This is a genomic window from Pseudomonas sp. BRG-100, from assembly GCF_000737955.1.
Lineage (GTDB): Bacteria > Pseudomonadota > Gammaproteobacteria > Pseudomonadales > Pseudomonadaceae > Aquipseudomonas > Aquipseudomonas synxantha_A.
This window is the reverse complement of record NZ_JPRX01000001.1, coordinates 4,151,608-4,170,727: the sequence shown is the minus strand read 5'-3', so window position 1 is coordinate 4,170,727 and position 19,120 is coordinate 4,151,608. Positions and strand designations below refer to the sequence as shown.

17 protein-coding genes are annotated in these 19,120 nt (G+C 61.1%); 5 read left to right on the top strand and 12 right to left on the bottom strand.

The genetic code is table 11. The annotated features are described in order from the left end of the window. The first annotated feature begins 320 nt into the window (after positions 1-320). Together JH25_RS08805 and JH25_RS08810 are read left to right on the top strand one after the other, a co-directional pair. Positions 321-1,031 carry a helix-turn-helix transcriptional regulator gene (locus JH25_RS08805; RefSeq protein ID WP_032879393.1) on the top strand — a complete coding sequence of 237 codons (711 nt, stop codon included), beginning with the start codon at positions 321-323 and terminating at the stop codon, positions 1,029-1,031. Positions 1,032-1,174: 143 nt separating this feature from the next. Next, complete coding sequence (locus JH25_RS08810; protein ID WP_032879391.1) at positions 1,175-2,299, top strand: methyltransferase; 1,125 nt, start codon at positions 1,175-1,177, stop codon at positions 2,297-2,299. A gap of 66 nt (positions 2,300-2,365) precedes the next feature. On the opposite strand, the gene JH25_RS28205 is transcribed toward JH25_RS08810, so the two are convergent. Genes JH25_RS28205 through JH25_RS08820 form a run of 3 tightly spaced genes read right to left on the bottom strand, consistent with a single transcriptional unit; the run spans position 2,366 to position 4,994 of the window. Further along, positions 2,366-2,533 (bottom strand): DUF2474 domain-containing protein, encoded by a 168-nt coding sequence (locus JH25_RS28205; protein ID WP_078822377.1) that lies wholly within the window; start codon positions 2,531-2,533, stop codon positions 2,366-2,368. A 12-nt stretch (positions 2,534-2,545) separates the two neighbouring features. Then, positions 2,546-3,553 carry a cytochrome d ubiquinol oxidase subunit II gene (gene cydB, locus JH25_RS08815; protein ID WP_005791627.1) on the bottom strand — a complete coding sequence of 336 codons (1,008 nt, stop codon included), beginning with the start codon at positions 3,551-3,553 and terminating at the stop codon, positions 2,546-2,548. Between the two features lies 1 nt (position 3,554). Beyond that, positions 3,555-4,994, bottom strand: a complete 1,440-nt coding sequence (locus JH25_RS08820; protein ID WP_005791629.1) for a cytochrome ubiquinol oxidase subunit I — start codon at positions 4,992-4,994, stop codon at positions 3,555-3,557. Positions 4,995-5,310: 316 nt separating this feature from the next. Between JH25_RS08820 and JH25_RS08825 the strand changes: the two genes are divergently transcribed. After that, positions 5,311-6,549 carry an MFS transporter gene (locus tag JH25_RS08825; RefSeq protein WP_005791631.1) on the top strand — a complete coding sequence of 413 codons (1,239 nt, stop codon included), beginning with the start codon at positions 5,311-5,313 and terminating at the stop codon, positions 6,547-6,549. Between the two features lie 137 nt (positions 6,550-6,686). Here JH25_RS08825 and JH25_RS08830 read toward each other — a convergent pair whose 3' ends face one another. The 4 genes from JH25_RS08830 to JH25_RS08845 all read right to left on the bottom strand — a co-directional run bounded on the left by JH25_RS08830 (position 6,687) and on the right by JH25_RS08845 (position 10,920). Then, a complete protein-coding gene (locus tag JH25_RS08830) occupies positions 6,687-8,870 on the bottom strand; it encodes a xanthine dehydrogenase family protein molybdopterin-binding subunit (RefSeq protein WP_032879389.1) in 2,184 nt (727 codons plus the stop codon). Further along, positions 8,867-9,856: an FAD binding domain-containing protein gene (locus tag JH25_RS08835; protein ID WP_032879387.1), complete on the bottom strand. Its 990-nt coding sequence runs from the start codon at positions 9,854-9,856 to the stop codon at positions 8,867-8,869. Before JH25_RS08835 ends, JH25_RS08830 begins: the two co-directional genes overlap by 4 nt. Next, positions 9,853-10,377 carry a (2Fe-2S)-binding protein gene (locus JH25_RS08840; protein WP_005791634.1) on the bottom strand — a complete coding sequence of 175 codons (525 nt, stop codon included), beginning with the start codon at positions 10,375-10,377 and terminating at the stop codon, positions 9,853-9,855. The genes JH25_RS08835 and JH25_RS08840 overlap by 4 nt, the downstream gene beginning before the upstream one ends. Positions 10,378-10,473: 96 nt before the next feature. Continuing rightward, a complete protein-coding gene (locus JH25_RS08845; protein ID WP_032881207.1) occupies positions 10,474-10,920 on the bottom strand; it encodes a DUF4879 domain-containing protein in 447 nt (148 codons plus the stop codon). A gap of 188 nt (positions 10,921-11,108) precedes the next feature. Between JH25_RS08845 and JH25_RS08850 the strand changes: the two genes are divergently transcribed. Then, entirely contained in the window at positions 11,109-12,404 is a 1,296-nt protein-coding gene (locus JH25_RS08850) for an NCS2 family permease (protein ID WP_005791636.1), read from the top strand. After that, positions 12,401-13,480, top strand: a complete 1,080-nt coding sequence (gene trmA, locus JH25_RS08855; protein WP_032879385.1) for a tRNA (uridine(54)-C5)-methyltransferase TrmA — start codon at positions 12,401-12,403, stop codon at positions 13,478-13,480. The genes JH25_RS08850 and trmA overlap by 4 nt, the downstream gene beginning before the upstream one ends. 70 nt (positions 13,481-13,550) lie before the next feature. Here trmA and JH25_RS08860 read toward each other — a convergent pair whose 3' ends face one another. The 5 genes from JH25_RS08860 to JH25_RS08880 all read right to left on the bottom strand — a co-directional run bounded on the left by JH25_RS08860 (position 13,551) and on the right by JH25_RS08880 (position 18,962). Continuing rightward, entirely contained in the window at positions 13,551-14,006 is a 456-nt protein-coding gene (locus tag JH25_RS08860) for a DUF2442 domain-containing protein (protein ID WP_032879384.1), read from the bottom strand. Further along, positions 14,003-14,431 (bottom strand): DUF4160 domain-containing protein, encoded by a 429-nt coding sequence (locus tag JH25_RS08865; protein WP_032879383.1) that lies wholly within the window; start codon positions 14,429-14,431, stop codon positions 14,003-14,005. The genes JH25_RS08860 and JH25_RS08865 overlap by 4 nt, the downstream gene beginning before the upstream one ends. A gap of 135 nt (positions 14,432-14,566) precedes the next feature. Then, the gene (locus JH25_RS08870) at positions 14,567-15,895 is read right to left on the bottom strand and encodes a TolC family outer membrane protein (RefSeq protein WP_032879381.1); all 1,329 of its coding nucleotides are present in this window, start codon (positions 15,893-15,895) and stop codon (positions 14,567-14,569) included. After that, positions 15,892-17,217 (bottom strand): HlyD family type I secretion periplasmic adaptor subunit, encoded by a 1,326-nt coding sequence (locus tag JH25_RS08875; RefSeq protein WP_032879379.1) that lies wholly within the window; start codon positions 17,215-17,217, stop codon positions 15,892-15,894. The genes JH25_RS08870 and JH25_RS08875 overlap by 4 nt, the downstream gene beginning before the upstream one ends. Further along, positions 17,214-18,962, bottom strand: a complete 1,749-nt coding sequence (locus tag JH25_RS08880) for a type I secretion system permease/ATPase (protein ID WP_032879377.1) — start codon at positions 18,960-18,962, stop codon at positions 17,214-17,216. Before JH25_RS08880 ends, JH25_RS08875 begins: the two co-directional genes overlap by 4 nt. Between the last annotated feature and the right edge of the window lie 158 nt (positions 18,963-19,120).

Genomic DNA, 19,120 nt, shown 5'->3' with positions numbered 1-19,120 from the left:
CCGCAGCAAACAACGCGCCGCACACTCATACTAATCATTTGGCTATTAACCCAACCGGAATGCGCCACAAGATGAAACTACGCCGTCCGAAGACGTCATTTTGATATCACCTGCAAGTCATTAAAACCAGTGCAAAAAAAATGTCCCATCGGTTTTTTCATACAAACCAATAACGCTTGTACATATCTGAAACCCGAAGACCAACCACTTGATGAATTTTTTTTCAGACTAGCTTGTACGACGTGTCCTACACTTGTTTTCGTGTTGGATTGGGGATCAGGAAGTACCCAAGTCACAAAGAAACCCATGGAGAGTTACCGATGGTCAATTGGCACAATTCACGGCTGCCCAAGCTGGAAGGCGAGAGCGAAATCACCACCGTGTATGAAATGGTGATCAACCGCACTCAGGAAATGGGGTTCAAATATTGCTCGTTCACAATGAGTACTCAATCCGAAAATACCCAAGCAAAGCCTTTCAACTGCAACAACTACCCAAATGAATGGAACAAAATCTATCAACAAGCAGGTTTCTTCGACAAAGATCCGGCTGTAGTTCACTGCAAGCACTCTGTACTGCCCATCCTCTGGGAGAAGCAAGCCTTCAGTAACGCACCTGAATTGTGGGACTTGGCTCAGTCATTTGGGGTGCATAGGGGCTGGTCCCAGGCGGTGCATGATTTCAAGGGTGTATTCAGTATGCTGACCCTGGTGCGTGACAAGGGTGAGGTCAGCCCTGAAGAGCTTTACGAAAAAGCCGGTCAAGTATTGTGGCTCTGCCATGCGATGCATGCGGTCGTCGCGCTTCAATACACCGGCGAGCCCATCGACGAGGCGCCATTCAAGTTAACGGCCCGCGAAACGGAGATTCTCAGATGGTGCGCCATGGGCAAGACTGCCGCGGAGATCGCTCGCATTCTGTGCCTGTCCGAGCGCACGGTGGGTTTTCATGTCGGCAGAGTACTCAGCAAATTGAAGGTCACCAGTAAGATCCAAGCTGTGCTCTGCCTCGCCAAAGCCGGAATGCTGTAATCGTCAATTAAACACCCCATGTCATTGCGTAAAAAAAACGTAACATTTACGGCCAACTCTGAGTGTTGATGCCGCCCCCTTCAGTGGGTCGCGTCGCCGTTCACTCAGACGGTTCCGTCGATTACCCAGAGCATTCTTCCCCCATGCCCCTGCTTGACAGCCCCTTCGCCCAGCTCGATCTGATTCGTCAGCCAGAGCAACACAATGATCCGCTGCAAGCCTTCGATGCCGCCGACGAGTACCTGCTCAACCACCTTGGCGCACAGCAACCCAATGCGCTGACCCGCGTGCTGGTACTCAATGACAGCTTCGGTGCCCTCGCGGCCAGCCTTGCGGGCCAGATGTTGGTGACCTCCAGCGGCGACTCGTTCCTCGCCGCCCAAGCCCTGGAGAAAAACCTGGTGCGCAACGGCAAGGCGTTTGATGCCGTGCCATTCGTACCCGCCAGTACCGCGCCGGTGGGGCCCTTCGATCGGGTGCTGATCCGTGTGCCAAAAACCCTGGCGCTGCTGGAAGAACAGTTGATCCGCCTGCAAGGGCAATTGGCGCCGGGCGCCGAGGTGATCGCCGGGGCGATGGTCAAGCACTTGCCCCGCGCCGCCGGTGAACTGCTGGAGCGTTACATCGGGCCGATGCACGCGACGCTTGCGGTCAAAAAGGCGCGATTGCTGATCGCCACCGTGGCAGATCGTCCTGTCGCCGTCTCGCCCTATCCCACCCGCTACAGGCTGGACGCGCCAGCGATCGAGTTGCTCAACCACGCCAACGTTTTCTGCCGCGAGGGCCTGGACATCGGCACCCGCGCCTTCCTGCCGCACCTGCCGAAAAACCTTGGCAGCGCCCGCGTGGCAGACCTGGGCTGCGGCAATGGCGTATTGGCGATTGCCAGCGCTCTGCAAAACCCCGACGCGCAGTACACGTTGGTGGATGAGTCCTATATGGCCGTGCAATCGGCGGCTGAAAACTGGCAAGCCGCTCTGGGCAATCGCGACGTTATTGTACGTGCCGATGACGGCCTGGCCGGTCAGGAGGCGCAATCGTTGGACGTGGTGCTGTGCAACCCACCGTTTCATCAACAACAAGTGGTGGGTGACTTCCTCGCCTGGCGCATGTTCCAGCAGGCACGCGAAGCCCTGGTAGTGGGCGGCGCGTTGTATATCGTGGGTAATCGCCACCTGGGCTACCACAGCAAGTTGGCGCGATTGTTCCGTGGCGTCGAACAAGTGGCGACCACACCAAAGTTCGTCATCCTCAAAGCGCGCAAATAAAAAAGCCCTGCCCTTCCAATAGAAGAGCAGGGCTTGCCTCTCACGCTGGCAGGCCGGTTCGGTATGTCAGTGCGTGGTCAGGCCCGCCGCATTCATGAACATGCGCATCAGGCTGGCCACCACGAACAGGGCCAGCACGCTGCCCACCCAGATCCCCGCCAGCCATCCCAGGCGCCGCCACAATGGCTGCTTCTCGGCCTGTTCAATCTCGTGCAGTGAAGGTTTACCGGACATGTTTCAACCCTCCTAGTGGTAGCCGTCTTCGTGGGTGACCTTGCCGCGGAACACGTAGTAGCTCCAGAAGGTATAACCCAGGATGAACGGGATGATGAACAACGTGCCCACCAGCATGAAGCCCTGGCTTTGCGGCGGTGCCGCAGCGTCCCAGATCGACACGGACGGCGGGATGATATTGGGCCACAGGCTGATGCCCAGGCCGCTGTAGCCCAGGAAGATCAACACCAGTGTCAGCAGGAACGGCGTGTAGTGCGCATGACGGGCCACGGCGCGGAACAGTCCGTACATCGTGACCAATACCAGAACCGGCACCGGCAGGAACCAGAACAGGTTCGGCAAGGTGAACCAGCGCGAAGCGATTTCCGGGTGGGTCAGCGGCGTCCAGATACTGACGATACCGATCACCGCCAACACCACGAAAGCCAACGGCCGCGCCAGGTTATGCATCTGCTCCTGCAACTTGCCCTCGGTCTTCATGATCAGCCAGGTGCAGCCGAGCAAGGCATAGGCCACGATCAGCGCCACGCCGCAGAACATCGTGAACGGTGTGAGCCAGTCCAGTGAACCACCGGCAAACTGGCGGTCCACCACCGGGATGCCATCGATAAAGGCGCCCAACGCCACGCCCTGGAAGAAGGTTGCTGCCAGCGAGCCACCGATAAACGCCTTGTCCCACAGGTGACGCTTGTGGTCCTTGGCCTTGAAGCGGAACTCAAAGGCCACGCCGCGGAAGATCAGCCCGATCAGCATCAGGATCAGCGGCAGATACAACGCCGACAACACCACCGAATACGCCAGCGGGAACGCGCCAAACAACGCCGCGCCGCCGAGTACCAGCCAGGTTTCGTTGCCGTCCCATACAGGGGCCACGGTGTTCATCATCACGTCACGGTCGACTTTGCCGGGGATAAACGGAAAGAGGATGCCGATACCCAGGTCGAAGCCGTCCATGACCACATACATCATGATGCCGAAGATGATAATCACGGCCCAGATCAGCGGAAGATCAATACCCATCTCAATTCCCCTTGTGCTGGATGTGGTCGTGGTCGTTATCGCTGCCATCGTCGGCGGCAGACAACGGACGCGCCGGGGTGCGTTTCTGACCAGGGCCACCATGGGCCGGTTCGGTACTGTCGTGAGTCACAGGGCCCTTGCGCACCAGGCGCATCATGTAACCCAGGCCTGCGCCGAACAGCGCGAAGTACACCACCACGAACAACACCAGGGTAATGGTCATCTGCGCCAGGCTATGCCCGGACGAGGCATCTGCGGTGCGCATCAGCCCGTAGACCACCCAAGGCTGGCGGCCGATTTCAGTGGTGAACCAACCAGCAAGAATCGCAATCAAGCCCGACGGGCCCATCCACAGCGCCAGGTACAGGAACGGCTTGGATGTGTACATCTTGTCGCCACGGCGCAGCCACAGGCTGAACAGACCGGTGAAGATCATCAGGAAACCCAAGCCAACCATGACCCGGAACGACCAGAACACGATGGTCGAGTTGGGGCGGTCCTCAGGCGGGAACTCCTTGAGGGCCGGCACCTGCTTGTCCAGGGAGTGGGTCAGGATCAGACTGCCCAGGTACGGGATCTCGACCGCGTATTTGGTCTTCTCGGCTTTCATGTCCGGCCAGCCGAACAGGATCAATGGCGTCGGCTCGTTGCCGATGTTTTCCCAGTGGCCTTCAATCGCAGCGATTTTTGCCGGTTGATGCTTGAGGGTATTGAGGCCATGGAAGTCACCGATCACCGCCTGGATGGGCGCGACAATCAGCGCCATCCACATCGCCATGGAGAGCATTTTGCGGATCGCCGGGTTGTCCTTGCCGCGCAGCAAATGCCAGGCCGCCGACGAGCCGACGAAGAATGCCGTGGCAACAAATGCAGCCGTGGCCATGTGCATCAGGCGATAGGGGAACGAAGGGTTGAAGATCACCGCCAGCCAATCGGTGGGAATCACCCGACCATCAATGATTTCAAAGCCCTGTGGCGTTTGCATCCAGCTGTTGGAGGCGAGAATCCAGAACGTGGAGATCAACGTCCCCACGGCCACCATCACCGTGGAGAAAAAGTGCAGCTTGCGCCCCACCTTGTTCCAGCCGAACAGCATCACACCGAGGAAACCGGCCTCAAGGAAGAAGGCCGTGAGCACTTCGTACGTCAGCAATGGCCCGGTGACAGCACCGGCGAAGTCGGAGAAACGGCTCCAGTTGGTGCCGAACTGATAGGCCATGACCAAGCCGGAGACCACACCCATGCCGAAGTTGACGGCAAAGATCTTCGACCAGAAATGGTAGAGGTCACGGTAGGTATCGTTATGAGTCTTGAGCCACAAGCCCTCCAGCACCGCAAGGTAACTGGCCAGGCCGATGGTGATCGCCGGGAACAGGATGTGAAACGAGATGGTGAACGCGAATTGAATTCGGGCGAGATCTAGCGCCTCCAAACCGAACATAAGTCTTCCTCTGTCAGGTAATACCGGCTGCTGGCTGGGAGCCTGCACCCACTGCCCCCACGGATATGGAGTGTGGCGAATTTCAATTCGTTTCTTTTTTTACCCATCTCGTGGGGATTCTGGCCTTGCGGCCGCCAGAGCAATTCCGGGGCAGGTTTTGATCTGGATCAAGCATCGTTGAAAGAGTAGTCCCATTTTTGCTGTAGGACTGTGTGGTCTTTTGCCGCGTGACAGCTTGCCTCAGCCCTGTTCTTGCAACTATTTGTTACAGCTTGATGCTAATCTCGCCATTCCCCCGTTGCCGACCTGATTGCCGATGCCCAGTGAACCCGCGTTGCTGTTACGTCACCACCGCCCTTTCATCGCGTTCTGGCTGGCGCGGATCTTTACCGCCAGCGGTTTCCAGATGCTCACCGTGGCGATCGGCTGGAACCTCTACCAACTGACCGGCAACGTGCTGGACCTGGGGCTGGTTGGCCTGGTGGAATTCGTACCGCGCGTGCTGTTCATGCTGCACACCGGGCATGTAGCCGATCGCTATGAGCGACGCAGGGTCGCCGCCATTTGCCAGACGTTACAGGCGCTGATTGCCTTGTCCCTGGCCATCGGCGGCCTGACCGGCAACGTGACCCGCGAGATGATCTTTATCCTCGCCTTCCTGCTGGGCGCTGCGCGCTCATTTGAAATGCCCACCACCCAGGCGCTGCTGCCGAGCATCGTGCCCAGCGCGTTGTTCCCACGGGCCGTGGCGGCATCGCAATCGGCCCAGCAACTGGCGACCATCGTCGCACCCGCCGTTGGCGGTTTGCTCTACGCGTTTGGTAGCGTGTGGGTGTACGGGCCGACCGTGGCGCTGTACCTGATTGCCTGCGTCCTGACCTTGAACCTTCCCGCCCGCCAGACGCCGCTCAACAAAGCCAAGGCCACGATGGACTCGCTGCTGGCCGGCATCCGGTTTATCCGCAGCCGCCCGGACATCCTCGGCGCCATCTCCCTGGACCTGTTTGCCGTACTGCTGGGCGGCGCCACCGCGTTGCTGCCGGTGTTCGCCAAGGACATCCTGCTGACCGGCGCCTGGGGCCTGGGCCTGCTGCGTTCGGCACCGGCGGTGGGCGCCTTGCTGATGTCACTGTGGCTGGCGCGGTTCTCGGTAGACCGCAAGGTAGGACGCGTGATGTTCACCGCCGTCGGCGTATTCGGCGTGGCGACCATTGCCTTCGGCCTCTCGACCTCGTTCTGGTTCTCCCTGGCGGTGCTGGTAGTGCTCGGCGCGGCGGACATGATCAGCATGGTGATCCGCGCGTCGTTCGTGCAACTGGAAACACCGGATGAGATGCGTGGGCGAGTCAGCGCGGTCAATGGCCTGTTTATCGGTGCATCCAATCAACTGGGCGAGTTCGAATCCGGGATAACCGCCCATTGGTTCGGCACCGTGCCGGCGGTGGTAATGGGCGGGATCGGCACCTTGGTGGTGACCGGGGTATGGATCAAGTTGTTCCCGACCCTGGCCAATCGCGATCGTATGCATGTGCCGGTGGAAGAAACCAAGCCATAAGCTTAAGCGTTGTACCCTGTGGGAGCCGGGCTTGCCCGCGATAACAGTGTATCAGGCAACTCTCTGGTGGCTGAGGCACCGCTATCGCAGGCAAGCCAGCTCCCACAGTTGGAGCTTCGGTGTTTGGAACACCGGTGCTAGAGCACTTTATCCAAGGTGATCGGAAACTCCCGCACCCGCTTGCCGGTGGCATGGTAAATCGCATTCGCCACCGCCGCCGCCACGCCGACAATGCCGATCTCCCCCACGCCCTTGGACCCGAGTGCGTTGACCACATCGTCGTGTTCTTCGACAAACAGCACGTCAATCTCGCCGATATCGGCGTTCACCGGGATGTGGTACTCGGCCAGGCTGTGGTTCATGTAGCGTCCCAATTGATGGTCGACCTGGGTCTCTTCATGCAGCGCCATGCCAATGCCCCACACCACGCCGCCAAGGATCTGGCTGCGGGCCATCTTCGGGTTGACCACGCGCCCCGCAGCAATCGCGCTGACCACACGGCTGACCTTGATGGTGCCCAAGTCTTCATCCACCCGCACTTCGACGAACACCGCCGAGTGCGTAGCGCTGGCATAACCCTCGCGCTTCTTGTCGGGCTCGCTGTCGACCTGTACCTGCAAGGCGTCTTCACCGCTGTCCTTGACCAGTTGCGCCAACGACACGCTCACGTCACCGCTGTGTAGCTGGCCGTCTTCAAACCGAACCGAATCGGCATCCTTGAATACCGGGTAAGTCTGCCGGGCGATCTCCAGCAATTTGGCATTCAGCGCTTCGCACGCTTGCTGTACGGCGGTGCCGACGGAAGACACGGTAAACGAACCGCCCTGCAACGGCGCCGTGGGCAATGACGAATCACCCAGCAGAAAGCTGATATCGGCCATCGCCACGCCACTGGCCTGAGAGGCAATCTGGGTCATCACCGTGTAGGTGCCCGTGCCAATGTCGGTGGTGGCACTGCTGACGGTGAGTTTGCCGCGGCTATCGATGCGTGCCTTGGCGCTGGCCTTCATCTGCATGGCTTCCCACACCCCACCGGCCATTCCCCAGCCGATCAACTGGCGACCGTCGCGCATACTGCGCGGTTCCGGGTTGCGCTGGCTCCAGCCGAAACGTTCGGCACCTTCGCTGTAGCATTCGCGCAGGGCTTTGCTCGACCAGGGTTTGTCTTCGTTCTGGTTACGCTCGGCGTAGTTGATCAGCCGCAGTTGCACCGGGTCGATGGCCAAGGCACAGGCCAGTTCATCCATGGCACATTCCAGGCCGATCACGCCCAGCGCAGCACCGGGGGCGCGCATGTCCAGCGGAGTGAATACATCCAGCGGCACCAGCTTGTAGGTCAGTTGCACGTTGTCGCAGTGATAGAGCATGCCGCTCCACTCCACCACGTGCTCGCTGAAATCCTCGAAGCGCGAGGTCTGGCCAATCGCGGTATGCCCCAGGGCCAGCAAGCGCCCATTGGCGGCGGCCCCCATCTGCAAACGCTGCAAAGTGCGTGGGCGATAGCCGAAGGTGAACATCTGCTGGCGAGTCAGGGTCACGCGCACCGACCGCTTGAGCGCCAGGGACGCCATCACGGCCAATGGCAATTGGTACTGCGGGCGCAGGCCCGAACCGAAGGCGCCACCGACAAAGGCAGCAAAAATGCGCACCTGGCTTTTATCCAGGCCGAACACTTTTTGCACGTACGCTTGGCAGTTCTGCGGGCCCTGGGTTTTGTCGTGGATATGCAACGTGCCGTCCGGCTGATACAGCACGGTGCTGGCATGGGGCTCCATGGGGTTGTGGTGTTCGATGGGGGTGCTGTAATGCAGATCGAGGCTGATCGCCGCACCGGCCCACTCGGCCTGAAAGTTACCGCGTGGTTTGGGCGGTGTCTGCGGTGAAGGGTAGGCCCCTTCCTGCTGGGTGAGCAGGTCCGTTTCGAAATCTTCAGGCGCGTATTCGATGTGCACCAGTGAACCGGCGTGCCGGGCCAGTTCCAGGTTATCGGCAATCACCAAGGCCAGGGGCTGGCCGCTGTAAAGCACGCGGTCGTTGTACAGCGGGCGAAAGGGTGAGCCGTCGGCGGCATCATCATCCTGGAAGGCGTCGTCATAGCTGGCGATTCTGGGGCGATTGAGGTGATCAATGACCTCGACCACGCCGGGCAAGGCCAGGGCCCTGGAGGCATCGATCTTGATAACGCGGCCTTTGGCGATGGTGCTGGAGACGACACTGCCATGCAGCAGGCCATCCTCAGGGAACTCACCGGCATAGCGCGCCTGGCCTGTGACCTTGAGCAGACCGTCGACACGGTCCAGGGGTTTGCCGATGGCACTCATGGCTGTTCTCCTGCGACAGCGGCGTCGCTCAAGGCACGGATGATTGCGCGTCGTGCCAGTTTGATCTTGAAGCCGTTGTGCTCCAGCGGCTCGGCGTCTTGCAATAGGGCATCGGCAGCGTTGCTGAAGGTTTCGCGGCTGACGGTCTGACCGACCAATGCCGCTTCCACTGCGCGGTCGCGCCAGGGTTTGTGCGCCACCCCGCCAAGGGCCAGGCGCGCATCGATGATGGTGTCGCCGTCCAGTTCCAGCGCCGCAGCCACCGACACCAAAGCAAAGGCATACGAGGCCCGGTCGCGGATTTTCAGGTAGTGGCTGTGCCGGGCCAGATGGTCGGCAGGCAGTTCGATCGCGGTGATCAGTTCGTCATCGGCCAATTGGTTGTCGCGCTGTGGCGCATCGCCGGGCAGACGGTGGAAATCGGCGAACTCGATGACACGTACCCCCCCACGCCCTTCTACATGCACCCGTGCCTGGAGCGCCGCCAGGGCCACGCACATGTCCGAGGGATGCGTGGCCACGCACTGCTCACTGGCGCCAAGGATCGCATGGATGCGATTCAACCCCGTACGCGCCGGGCAGCCGCTACCGGGCTCGCGCTTGTTGCACGGCACCGTAGCGTCATAGAAGTAGTAGCAGCGGGTGCGCTGCAACAGGTTGCCACCGGTACTGGCCATGTTGCGCAATTGCGGCGAGGCCCCCGCCAGGATCGCTTGGGACAACAATGGGTAACGCTGTTCGATCAGCGGGTGCCAGGCCAGATCGGCATTGCTCACCAGCGCGCCGATCCGCACGCCGCCGTCGGCGGTTTCTTCAACCTCGTGCAAGGGCAAGCCGGTGATATCGATCAAGTGTTCCGGGCGGCTGATGTTTTCTTTCATCAAGTCCAGCAGGTTGGTACCACCGGCAATGAAGCGCGAGGCCGCGTTGCTCAGGTGCACCGCCTCTTGAACATCGGCAGGCTTGCTGTAGTGGAAGGGGTTCATTGTTCACCTCCCGAGCGGTGGCACGCCGGCAGCGCCTCTTCAATCGCGTCACGGATATTGCTGTAGGCACCGCAGCGGCACAGGTTGCCGCTCATCAGTTCCTGGATCTGCGCACGGTCGTGGGCGCGGCCTTCATTGGCCAGGCCCACGGCGGAACAGATCTGGCCGGGGGTGCAATAGCCGCACTGGAAGGCGTCATGCTTGATGAAGGCTTGCTGCATGGGGTGCAACTGGTCGCCTTCGGCCAGCCCTTCGATGGTGGTCAACTCGGCGCCGTCGCACATCACGGCCAGGGTCAGGCAGGCATTTACGCGCTTGCCGTCACGCAATACGGTGCAGGCACCGCACTGACCGTGGTCGCAGCCCTTTTTGCTGCCGACCAGGTCCAGCTGTTCGCGCAGCAGGTCGAGCAAGGTGGTCCAGGGCAGCACATCCAGTTGGCGCGGCTGGCCGTTGAGTGTCATGCGTATCGGGTGGCGGGCAAACGGCTGGGCCGCCGCGCCATTGGGGTTTGCGCTCATAAACACCTCACGGGTTGAAGTACATCCGCGGCGTTCAGGAAAATCGCCGTCTTAGGGGTACGACTTCCCGGGATTTTGAGCGTTCAAGATGATTGATCAGCGGATATTGAGCTGGGCTTTCAAGGTGTTTTGCGGGGGGTTGATCGAGGTATTGGTGAATTCGAACCAGCCCTGGGCCTGGACATTCAGGTCGAACACATAGATGTAGCCCATCAAGGTGCCCACGCCGTTGCACGCCTCACTGATGTTGCCCACCTGGCACACCGCCGTGCGTTGCCCGTTCAACTCTGCGCCATTGAAGCGGCCCATCGGGCTGTTGCCCAGGCCGACTTCCATGACCGACACCTGGGTGGGCCCACGGTGTTCGCACATCTGGGTGGTGTTCACCCGTTCGGGGATGGTTTCGCTGCATTTTGCCGATTCCACCTTGAACACCCGCACCTCGCTCAACGCCGGTGCAGCCGCGCCCCACGCCGGTGCTTCGCCCAGCCACAGGCTGATACTGGCGATCAGAGCTAGACTCCACGCGTTGGCTTTTTTCATGCTGGCAATGACCCGGTATTGAACGTCGGCGCAGTATGCCTCAAGGCCATGCGCCACACAGCCTCGGCTGCTGGTATGATGCGCCGCTTTTTCCGATCCTCTCTGAAACCACAGGCGCTTGGCGCAGTTTGTGCTTTGACTTAGAGGTCAACAAATAACGACGCACAATAGCGTCACAGGGAGCCGGCATGCTGGAAAAGCTGTTTCAACTCAAAGCCCACAACACCAATGTGCGCACCGAGATTCTTGCGGGGATCACCACCTTCCTGGCCATGGCCTACATCCTGTTCGTGAACCCGAGCATCCTCGGCGAGACCGGCATGGACAAAGGTGCGGTATTTGTCGCGACCTGCCTGGCGGCGGCCATCGGTTCCACCGTGATGGGCCTGATCGCCAACTACCCGATTGCGCTGGCGCCGGGCATGGGCCTCAACGCGTTCTTCACCTACACCGTGGTCCTGCACATGGGCCACACCTGGCAGGTGGCACTGGGCGCGGTGTTCATTTCGGCGGTGCTGTTCTTCCTGCTGTCGATCTTCCGCATCCGCGAGTGGATCATCAACGCCATCCCACTGCCTCTGCGCTCGGCAATTGCTGCCGGTATCGGCCTGTTCCTGGCGCTGATTGCCCTGCATAACGCCGGGATCGTGGTCGCCAACCCGGCCACCCTGGTGGGCCTGGGCGACTTGAAACAACCGGCGCCAATCCTGGCGACGCTGGGTTTCGTCCTGATCGTCGCGCTCGAAGCCCTGGCCGTACGCGGTGCGGTGCTGATCGGTATCCTGGCGGTGACCATCGCCTCCATCGTATTGGGCTTCACGCCCTTCATCGGGGTGACCTCGGTGCCACCTTCGCTGGCTCCGACGTTCCTGCAGCTGGATATCAAGGGCGCGCTGGATATCGGCCTGGTCAGCGTGATCTTCGCCTTCCTGTTCGTCGACCTGTTCGATAACTCCGGCACCCTGATCGGCGTCGCCAAGCGCGCCGGCCTGATGGGCAAGGACGGCCATATGCCGAAAATGGGCCGTGCGCTGATCGCCGACAGCACCGCCGCCATGGCTGGCTCGCTGCTGGGTACTTCCACCACCACCAGCTACATCGAATCGGCCGCAGGCGTGAGCGCCGGTGGCCGCACCGGCTTGACCGCCATCGTGGTCGCGATCCTGTTCCTGCTGGCGCTGTTCTTCTCGCCGCTGGCCGCCAGCGTGCCCGCGTATGCCACCGCGCCAGCCCTGCTGTTTGTAGCGGTGCTGATGAGCCAGGGCCTGGCCGAAATCGACTGGGATGACATTACGGTTGCAGCGCCGGTGGTGATCACTGCCCTGGCAATGCCCTTCACTTACTCCATCGCCAACGGCATCGCCTTCGGTTTCATCGCCTGGACCGCCATCAAGCTGCTTTCGGGCCGCTACCGTGAGCTGAACCCGGCACTGGTAATCCTGTCGATTCTGTTTGTGATCAAGCTGGGCTGGTTCAACGCATGACTTTTGACGCCGCAAGCTACACCGCTCAACTGCAAGACAAGGTCACGCGTTTGCGTGACCTGCTGGCACCCTTCGACGCGCCCGAACCGCAGGTCTTCGATTCGCCCTTGCAAAACTTCCGCCTGCGCGCGGAGTTCCGCCTGTGGCGCGAAGGCGGTGATCGCCATTACGCAATGTTTTCCCAGGACGACAAGCGCACGCCGATCCTGATCGAAGCGTTTCCGATTGCCAGCCAGCGCATCAACCAGTTGATGCCGCAACTCAAGGCCGCCTGGCAAGCCAGCGCCGCCCTGAGCCACAAGCTGTTTCAGGTGGAGTTCCTCACCACCCTGGCAGGCAACGCGATGATCACCCTGTGCTATCACCGCCCGCTGGACGAGCATTGGCACACCGCCGCGAACAAGCTGGCGGCTGAGCTGAATGTGAGCATCATCGGCCGCTCCAAGGGCAAGCGCGATGTGATCGGCCAGGACTACGTAGTGGAGAAACTCGAGGTCGGTGGCCGCACCTTCAGCTACCGCCAGCCCGAAGGCGCCTTCACCCAGCCCAACGGTACGGTGAACCAGAAGATGCTCAACTGGGCATTTGAAGCCTTGGGCGACCGCCCGGACGATTTGCTCGAACTCTACTGCGGCAACGGCAACTTCACCCTGCCGCTGGCCACCCGCGTGCGTAACGTGCTGGCCACCGAGATCAGCAAGACCTCGGTGAACGCGGCCTTGAGCAACCTCGATGAAAACGCGATCGGTAACGTCAAGTTGGTGCGCCTCTCCGCCGAGGAACTCACCGAGGCGCTCAATGAAGTGCGCCCATTCCGCCGCTTGCACGGCATCGACCTGAAAAGCTATGAGTTTGGCAGCGTATTCGTCGACCCGCCCCGCGCCGGCATGGACCCGGACACCTGCGAACTGACCCGGCGTTTCGACAATATCCTGTACATCTCCTGCAACCCGGAGACGTTGGCCGCCAACATCGCGCAACTGCATGACACGCACCGGATTACCCAATGTGCGATGTTCGACCAGTTCCCGTGGACGCACCATATGGAATCGGGTGTGTTGCTGACCCGCCGATAAAACCGCGGGGCATCGACCCAATAATGTGGGAGAGGGCTTGCTGTGGCGAGCCCCCTCCCACACGGGTTCTTCATGTGTCTGGTGTTTCTGGTACATCCTTGCGTGGCCGCCCGCCCTTCTTGCCATTGGCACGGGCGGCGGCGGATTTGGCCGCGCTGCTTTTGCGACCATTGCGCGATGCCACCAGGCTGCTTGCCAGATCCATCAGCGGCTGGCTCGTAGCGATCAGGCCGGTAATCGAAACATCCAGGTCCTGAGCTTCACAGCTGATGGCCTTGCCACCGAACGTCACTTCCAGTTGCTGAAAGTCTTTCTCTGAAAACCCCTCGAACTCCGGAAGGCCAGCCACCGGCAACACCACGCGGCTGCCATCGCTGAAGCCGATGGAGAGGCAGTCGTTTTCATAACGCACATTGCTGGCGTTGGCGTACAGGCGCTTCAACCTGCGCCCTCGGGCGATTGCCTTGTCAACGTCGGCCTCAGTGAGAGGTACATAAGGTTTGACCTTAGCTTTTACGATCTTCATAAATTAATCCCCACGCAATCTGGCGCTCTTACCAGATTCAAAATAGTCCGTTGCTCGACAACGTCGTGCCGGGCGCTTGCGATGACGTAGACGCCCGGTCGAATGACCAACCCTGGAACCAACTCACCAGCGTCCCAATCCCAGGAATGATTCTCCAGACAAACCGTCTGCAGTTTTTCCCACCAAATCCTGCGTGCCCGCGCCAAGTAGTGCCGCTGCATGATCGCCTCGCGTATTTCCTTCAGTACCGACATGGGTGGCCGCCTCCGTTCAGGCTCTACGTCCCACAACTCAACATCCCCACCCAAAAAACTGAAGCGAAAGCGTGCATCCCATCCCTTGCCCCTGACATGCACATGGGGCGGGCAATGCTCATCCCTGATAAACACTGAAATCACGTAGCCTTTGTAAGCACCTACTCTCATCGTAACCCATCCGTTAGGTTATTTTCCGCCAGGTAACAATTTCCCTCTGCCACCCGACAACCGGCTCCTGATTCCCGAAGCTGTTTCACAGACTAGTAACCACAAAAAACCCGGCGAATGCCGGGTTGTAACCACTCATGCCGAGGGCCGGAAATACCCGGCCAACGCCCGCAAGTCCTGCTCGCTCAGCAACCCCGCGTAATACTTCAACTGAATGCGCGCCAGCAGGTACGCGTGGCGTGCATTGGCCAGGTCACGGCGGGCGGTGAACAGTTGTTGTTCGGCGTCGAGTACATCAAGGTTGACCCGCTCGCCGCCACTGACGCTTTTCTTCGTGGCGCTCACCAGCGCCGTGGCGGAACTCACTGCCATTTCATAGGCCCGCACCTTGGCCGCGCCGCTGGTGTTGAGGTTGAATTGCTTGCGCAACTCCACCAAGGTTGCGGCGGTTTGCGCGTCCAGCTCGTATTGAGCCTGGGACAATTGGTTGGCCGCCTGACGGGTAGAGGCTGAGACCGAGCCACCGGCAAACAGCGGCAGGCTGATCTGAATGCCGACGCTGTTGGTGTCGTACTTCTGGTTGTAACTGCTTTCTGAGTCGGAACTGGTCTTGCGACTGGTCGCGTACAGGCTGACCTTGGGCAAATGCCCGGCGCGCTTGCGCTCCACTTCATAAGAGGCCACGTCGAGCGCGTGGTGCTGGGACTTGAGTTCGGGGTTGTTGGCCATGGCCAGTTCACGCCAGGTTTCGAAACGGTTGGGCTCAAGCGGCGCGATCTCGAATGAGCGGGCCAGGGGTGCCAGTTCTTCGATGTGCAGCGGCTGGCCGACAATGGCTTCCAACTCACGCAAAGCGCTGTCCTGGGCATCCACGGCTTCGATCTCTTCGGCCTGGGCCAGGCTCAGGCGCGCCTGGGTTTCAAGCACATCGGTACGCGTGCCCTCACCGCCTTTGAGCAGGCGGTCATTGAGTTGCAGGCGCTCGGCAAACGTACGCTTCTGCGCACGGCTCAACTCGATGCGCTCTTGTGCCAGCAATGCCTGGCTGTAGGCGCCCAGTACCCGCACGGCCAGCTCCTGGCTCTTGCCGCGAAAGCGCTCGTCGGCCATCAACGCCTGGGCAGTACCTTGGCGAAAACGCGCATAGGCTTCGTAATCGAGCAGCGGTTGCTGCAAGGTCAGGGCCGAGGCATAGCTGCGGTAATTGCGGTCGCTGGTGACATTACCCACCGCCGTACTCTGGGTGACTTCGGACTCATTGCGCGAGTTGTTGTAGCTCCATGACAGGTTCGGCAGCAACGCGGCTCGACCAATCACGCGGTTTTCTTCACCGGCCTCACGCTCCTGGATCGCCGCCTGAAAGGTCGGGTCGTTGCGTAGCGCCAAATCATACACATCCAACAAACCCAGGGCGTTTGCCGCTGGCGTGCAACTTAAACAGAGGGTGAACAACAACGCCTTCATTCTTCCACCAGGGCCATATGGGTACGGTCCAGCAAGGGTTTGAACAGGTAGTTGAGCATCGAGCGCTCGCCGGTCTTGACGAAGGTTTCCACCGGCATCCCCGGACGGATCTGCACGCCGTCCAGTTGCTGCATACCCGCTGCGCTGACCTGGGCCCGCAGCGTGTAATACGGCTCATCGGTGCGCTCATCGACCTGACGGTCGGCCGAGACCAACGTGACCTCGCCCGCCACCCGTGGCGTGGTGGATTGGTTGAATGCCGAAAACATCAACTCGACCGGCAAGCCCGGGTGCACCTTATCGATCATCTGTACCGGCACCCGCGCCTCCACCCACAACGGCTCGTCCTGGGGCACGATGTCCATCAGGGCCTCACCGGGCTTGATCACGCCGCCCTCGGTGTACACCTGCAACCCCACCACCACGCCGGATGCCGGTGCACGCACCAGGCTGTTGGCCAGTTCGAACTCGGCGGAGTCCAGGCGATTGCGCAAGTCCTCGCTGCGGGTGCGGGTCTCGGCTAACTGGGTGCGCAGGTCTTTCTGGAAGTCTTCGCCCAACTGGCGGATGCGCAAACGCAACTCCAACACCTGGCGCTGCAACTGGCCGATACGCCCGAAATCCTCGGCGATGGCGCCGTCGATCTGCGCATACAGCCGCTCGCTGTCGAGCAGGCGATTGCGAGGGATGTAGCCGTCGCGTGCCAGTTCGCGCAGGCCCTGAAGCTGCTCATTCAACGCCGCCCGCTGTTGCACTTTGCTCGCTTGGGAGGCCCGCGTGCCGCGCAACTGCGCCTCAAAGCCGGCGATGGTTTCGCGCAGGCCCGCCTGTTCGGTGGCCAGGGCCTGGGCACGGCTCTGGAATAACTGGCGTTGCAGGGTCAGGGTGTTTGCGACGTCGGGATCGGCCAGCAACTCGGGGCCAAATGCAATGGCCGGCAAGCCTTCGCTCTCGGCACTCAAGCGCGCTTCGCTGGCCAGCGACGCCAGGTATTGGCTGCGCAGTGACTGCATCTGCCCGCGCAACGGTGTTTCTTTCAGGCGCAACAACACCTGGCCTGCGCGTACCCGGTCACCGTCACGCACTTCGATACGCTCGACGATCCCGCCCGCCGGGTGTTGCACCGTCTTGCGATGCCCCGACACCATGACCTTGCCCGGCACCGCCACGCCCTTGTCCAACGGTGCCAGCGCCGCCCAGCCAAGAAAGCCGGCAAAGCCTCCAAGCACCAGCCACCACCCCAGGCGCGAATATTTTTTGTCATCCAGCGCCAGCACGTTGTGTGGCTGGTCGCTGACCCATGCAGCTTTGCTCTGGCTCATGCGGGTTTTCCTTCACCGAAGCGGTAGCTCATGCTCATGCTCGACACCGGCTTGCTGGCCACAGGTTTTTGCCGCGCCTCCAACACCCGCGCCGTCGGGCCGAACGCCTGCATCTGGCCGTCCTTGAGGATCAGCAACTGGTCGGTCAGGCTCAGCACATTGGGTTTGTGGGTGATCAGAATCAGGGTGCGGCGCTGTTGCTTGAGCAGGGCGATGGCTTGCAGCAGTGCCTGCTCGCCCACTTCGTCGAGGTTGGCATTGGGCTCATCCAGCACAATCAGCGCCGGCAGGCCGTACAGCGCACGCGCCAGGGCCACCCGTTGTTTTTGCCCGCCGGACAAGCCTGCGCCGCCCTCGCCCAGTTGCGTGTCGTAGCCTTGCGGCAGTTGCAGGATCAGCTCGTGCACGCCGGCCATTTGCGCCGCAGCGAGGACTTTGTCGGCCTCCACCGTTTCAAAACGCGCGATGTTTTGCGCAATGCTGCCCGCGAACAGCTGGATGTCCTGGGGCAAGTAACCGATATGCGGGCCCAGTTGCTGTTTGTCCCACACGGCCAGGTCGGCGCCATCCAGGCGCACCTTGCCGGCCAGCGGTGCCCAGGCCCCCACCAGCACCCGCGCCAGGGTGGACTTGCCGCAGCCCGAGGGGCCGATCACACCGAGCACGTCACCCGCCGGCAGGCTGAAGCCCAGGTTGGCCAGCGCGGGCCGGCGGCTCCCGGGGGCGCAGGCGCTGATCTGCTCCAGGCTTACCTGGCCCTTGGGCACTGGCAGGCTCATGCGTGCCGGTCGCGCCGGGTTATCCTGCAGCATCAACGACAAACGCTCATAGGCCAGGCGCGCCGAACCCCACTGCTTCCACACGCCGATCAACTGGTCGATGGGGCTGAGCACGCGCCCCATCAGGATCGACCCGGCAATCATCATCCCCGGCGTAATGTCGCCGTTGACCGCCAACCAGGCGCCCAAACCCAGCACCAGCGATTGCAGGGCCAGGCGTACGCCCTTGGACCAGGCTGTGACCACCGCAGTCTTTTCACTGGCCAGGTTCTGCTGCACCAGAAACGCCTGGTGCTGGCTGAACCAGCGCCCGCGCAGTGTGGCGAGCATACCCATGGCCTCGATGGTGTCGGCATTGCGCAGGTTGGCCGTGGCCTGCTGACTGGCACTGATCGACAGTTGGCTGGCCAGGGCCATCGGCGCCTGGCTGACATGGTGGTTGGCCCACGCCAGCGCGATCAGCAGCAGCGCACCACCCAGCGCCAGCAGGCCCAGCCAAGGGTGGAACAGGAAGATCACCAGCAGGTACACCGGAAACCACGGCGCATCGAAAAAGGCGAACAGCGCCTGGCCGGTGGCGAACTGGCGCAAGGTGGTCAGGTCGTGCAGGGCCTGGCCCGCGGCCTGGCTGCCGCCCTTGAGTTGCGCTTCATAAGCGGCGTCGAACACCCGCTGGTTCAAACGCATGTCCATCTGCGTGCCGAGGCGAATCACCACTTGGCTGCGCACCCACTCCAACGCCCCCATCAAGGCGAACAGGCCGAGGATCATCAGCGTCAGCATCAGCAGGGTCATCTGGTTGCCGGAAGCCAATACCCGGTCGTACACCTGCAGCATGTACAGCGCCGGGGCCAGCATCAGCAGGTTGATCACCGCTGAGAACAGGCCGATGTTGAAGAAGGCGCTTTTATAGGCCGTGAGTGCAGCCAGCATCTCATTCGCGCGCTTGGCACCGGGCCGAGTCATGGAGGTTGTCCCATTGAAGAGTCAAGCAAGGGCTCGCCCGGTGCGTTGACAGCACCTGCGGCGCACCCACAGAATTTGCCCCCGCCGCCGCACTGGCCTTCGAAAACTCGGGCGGCGACGGGGTTTCAACCAGGCCGGTGAAGGCGTGAGCTTTCATC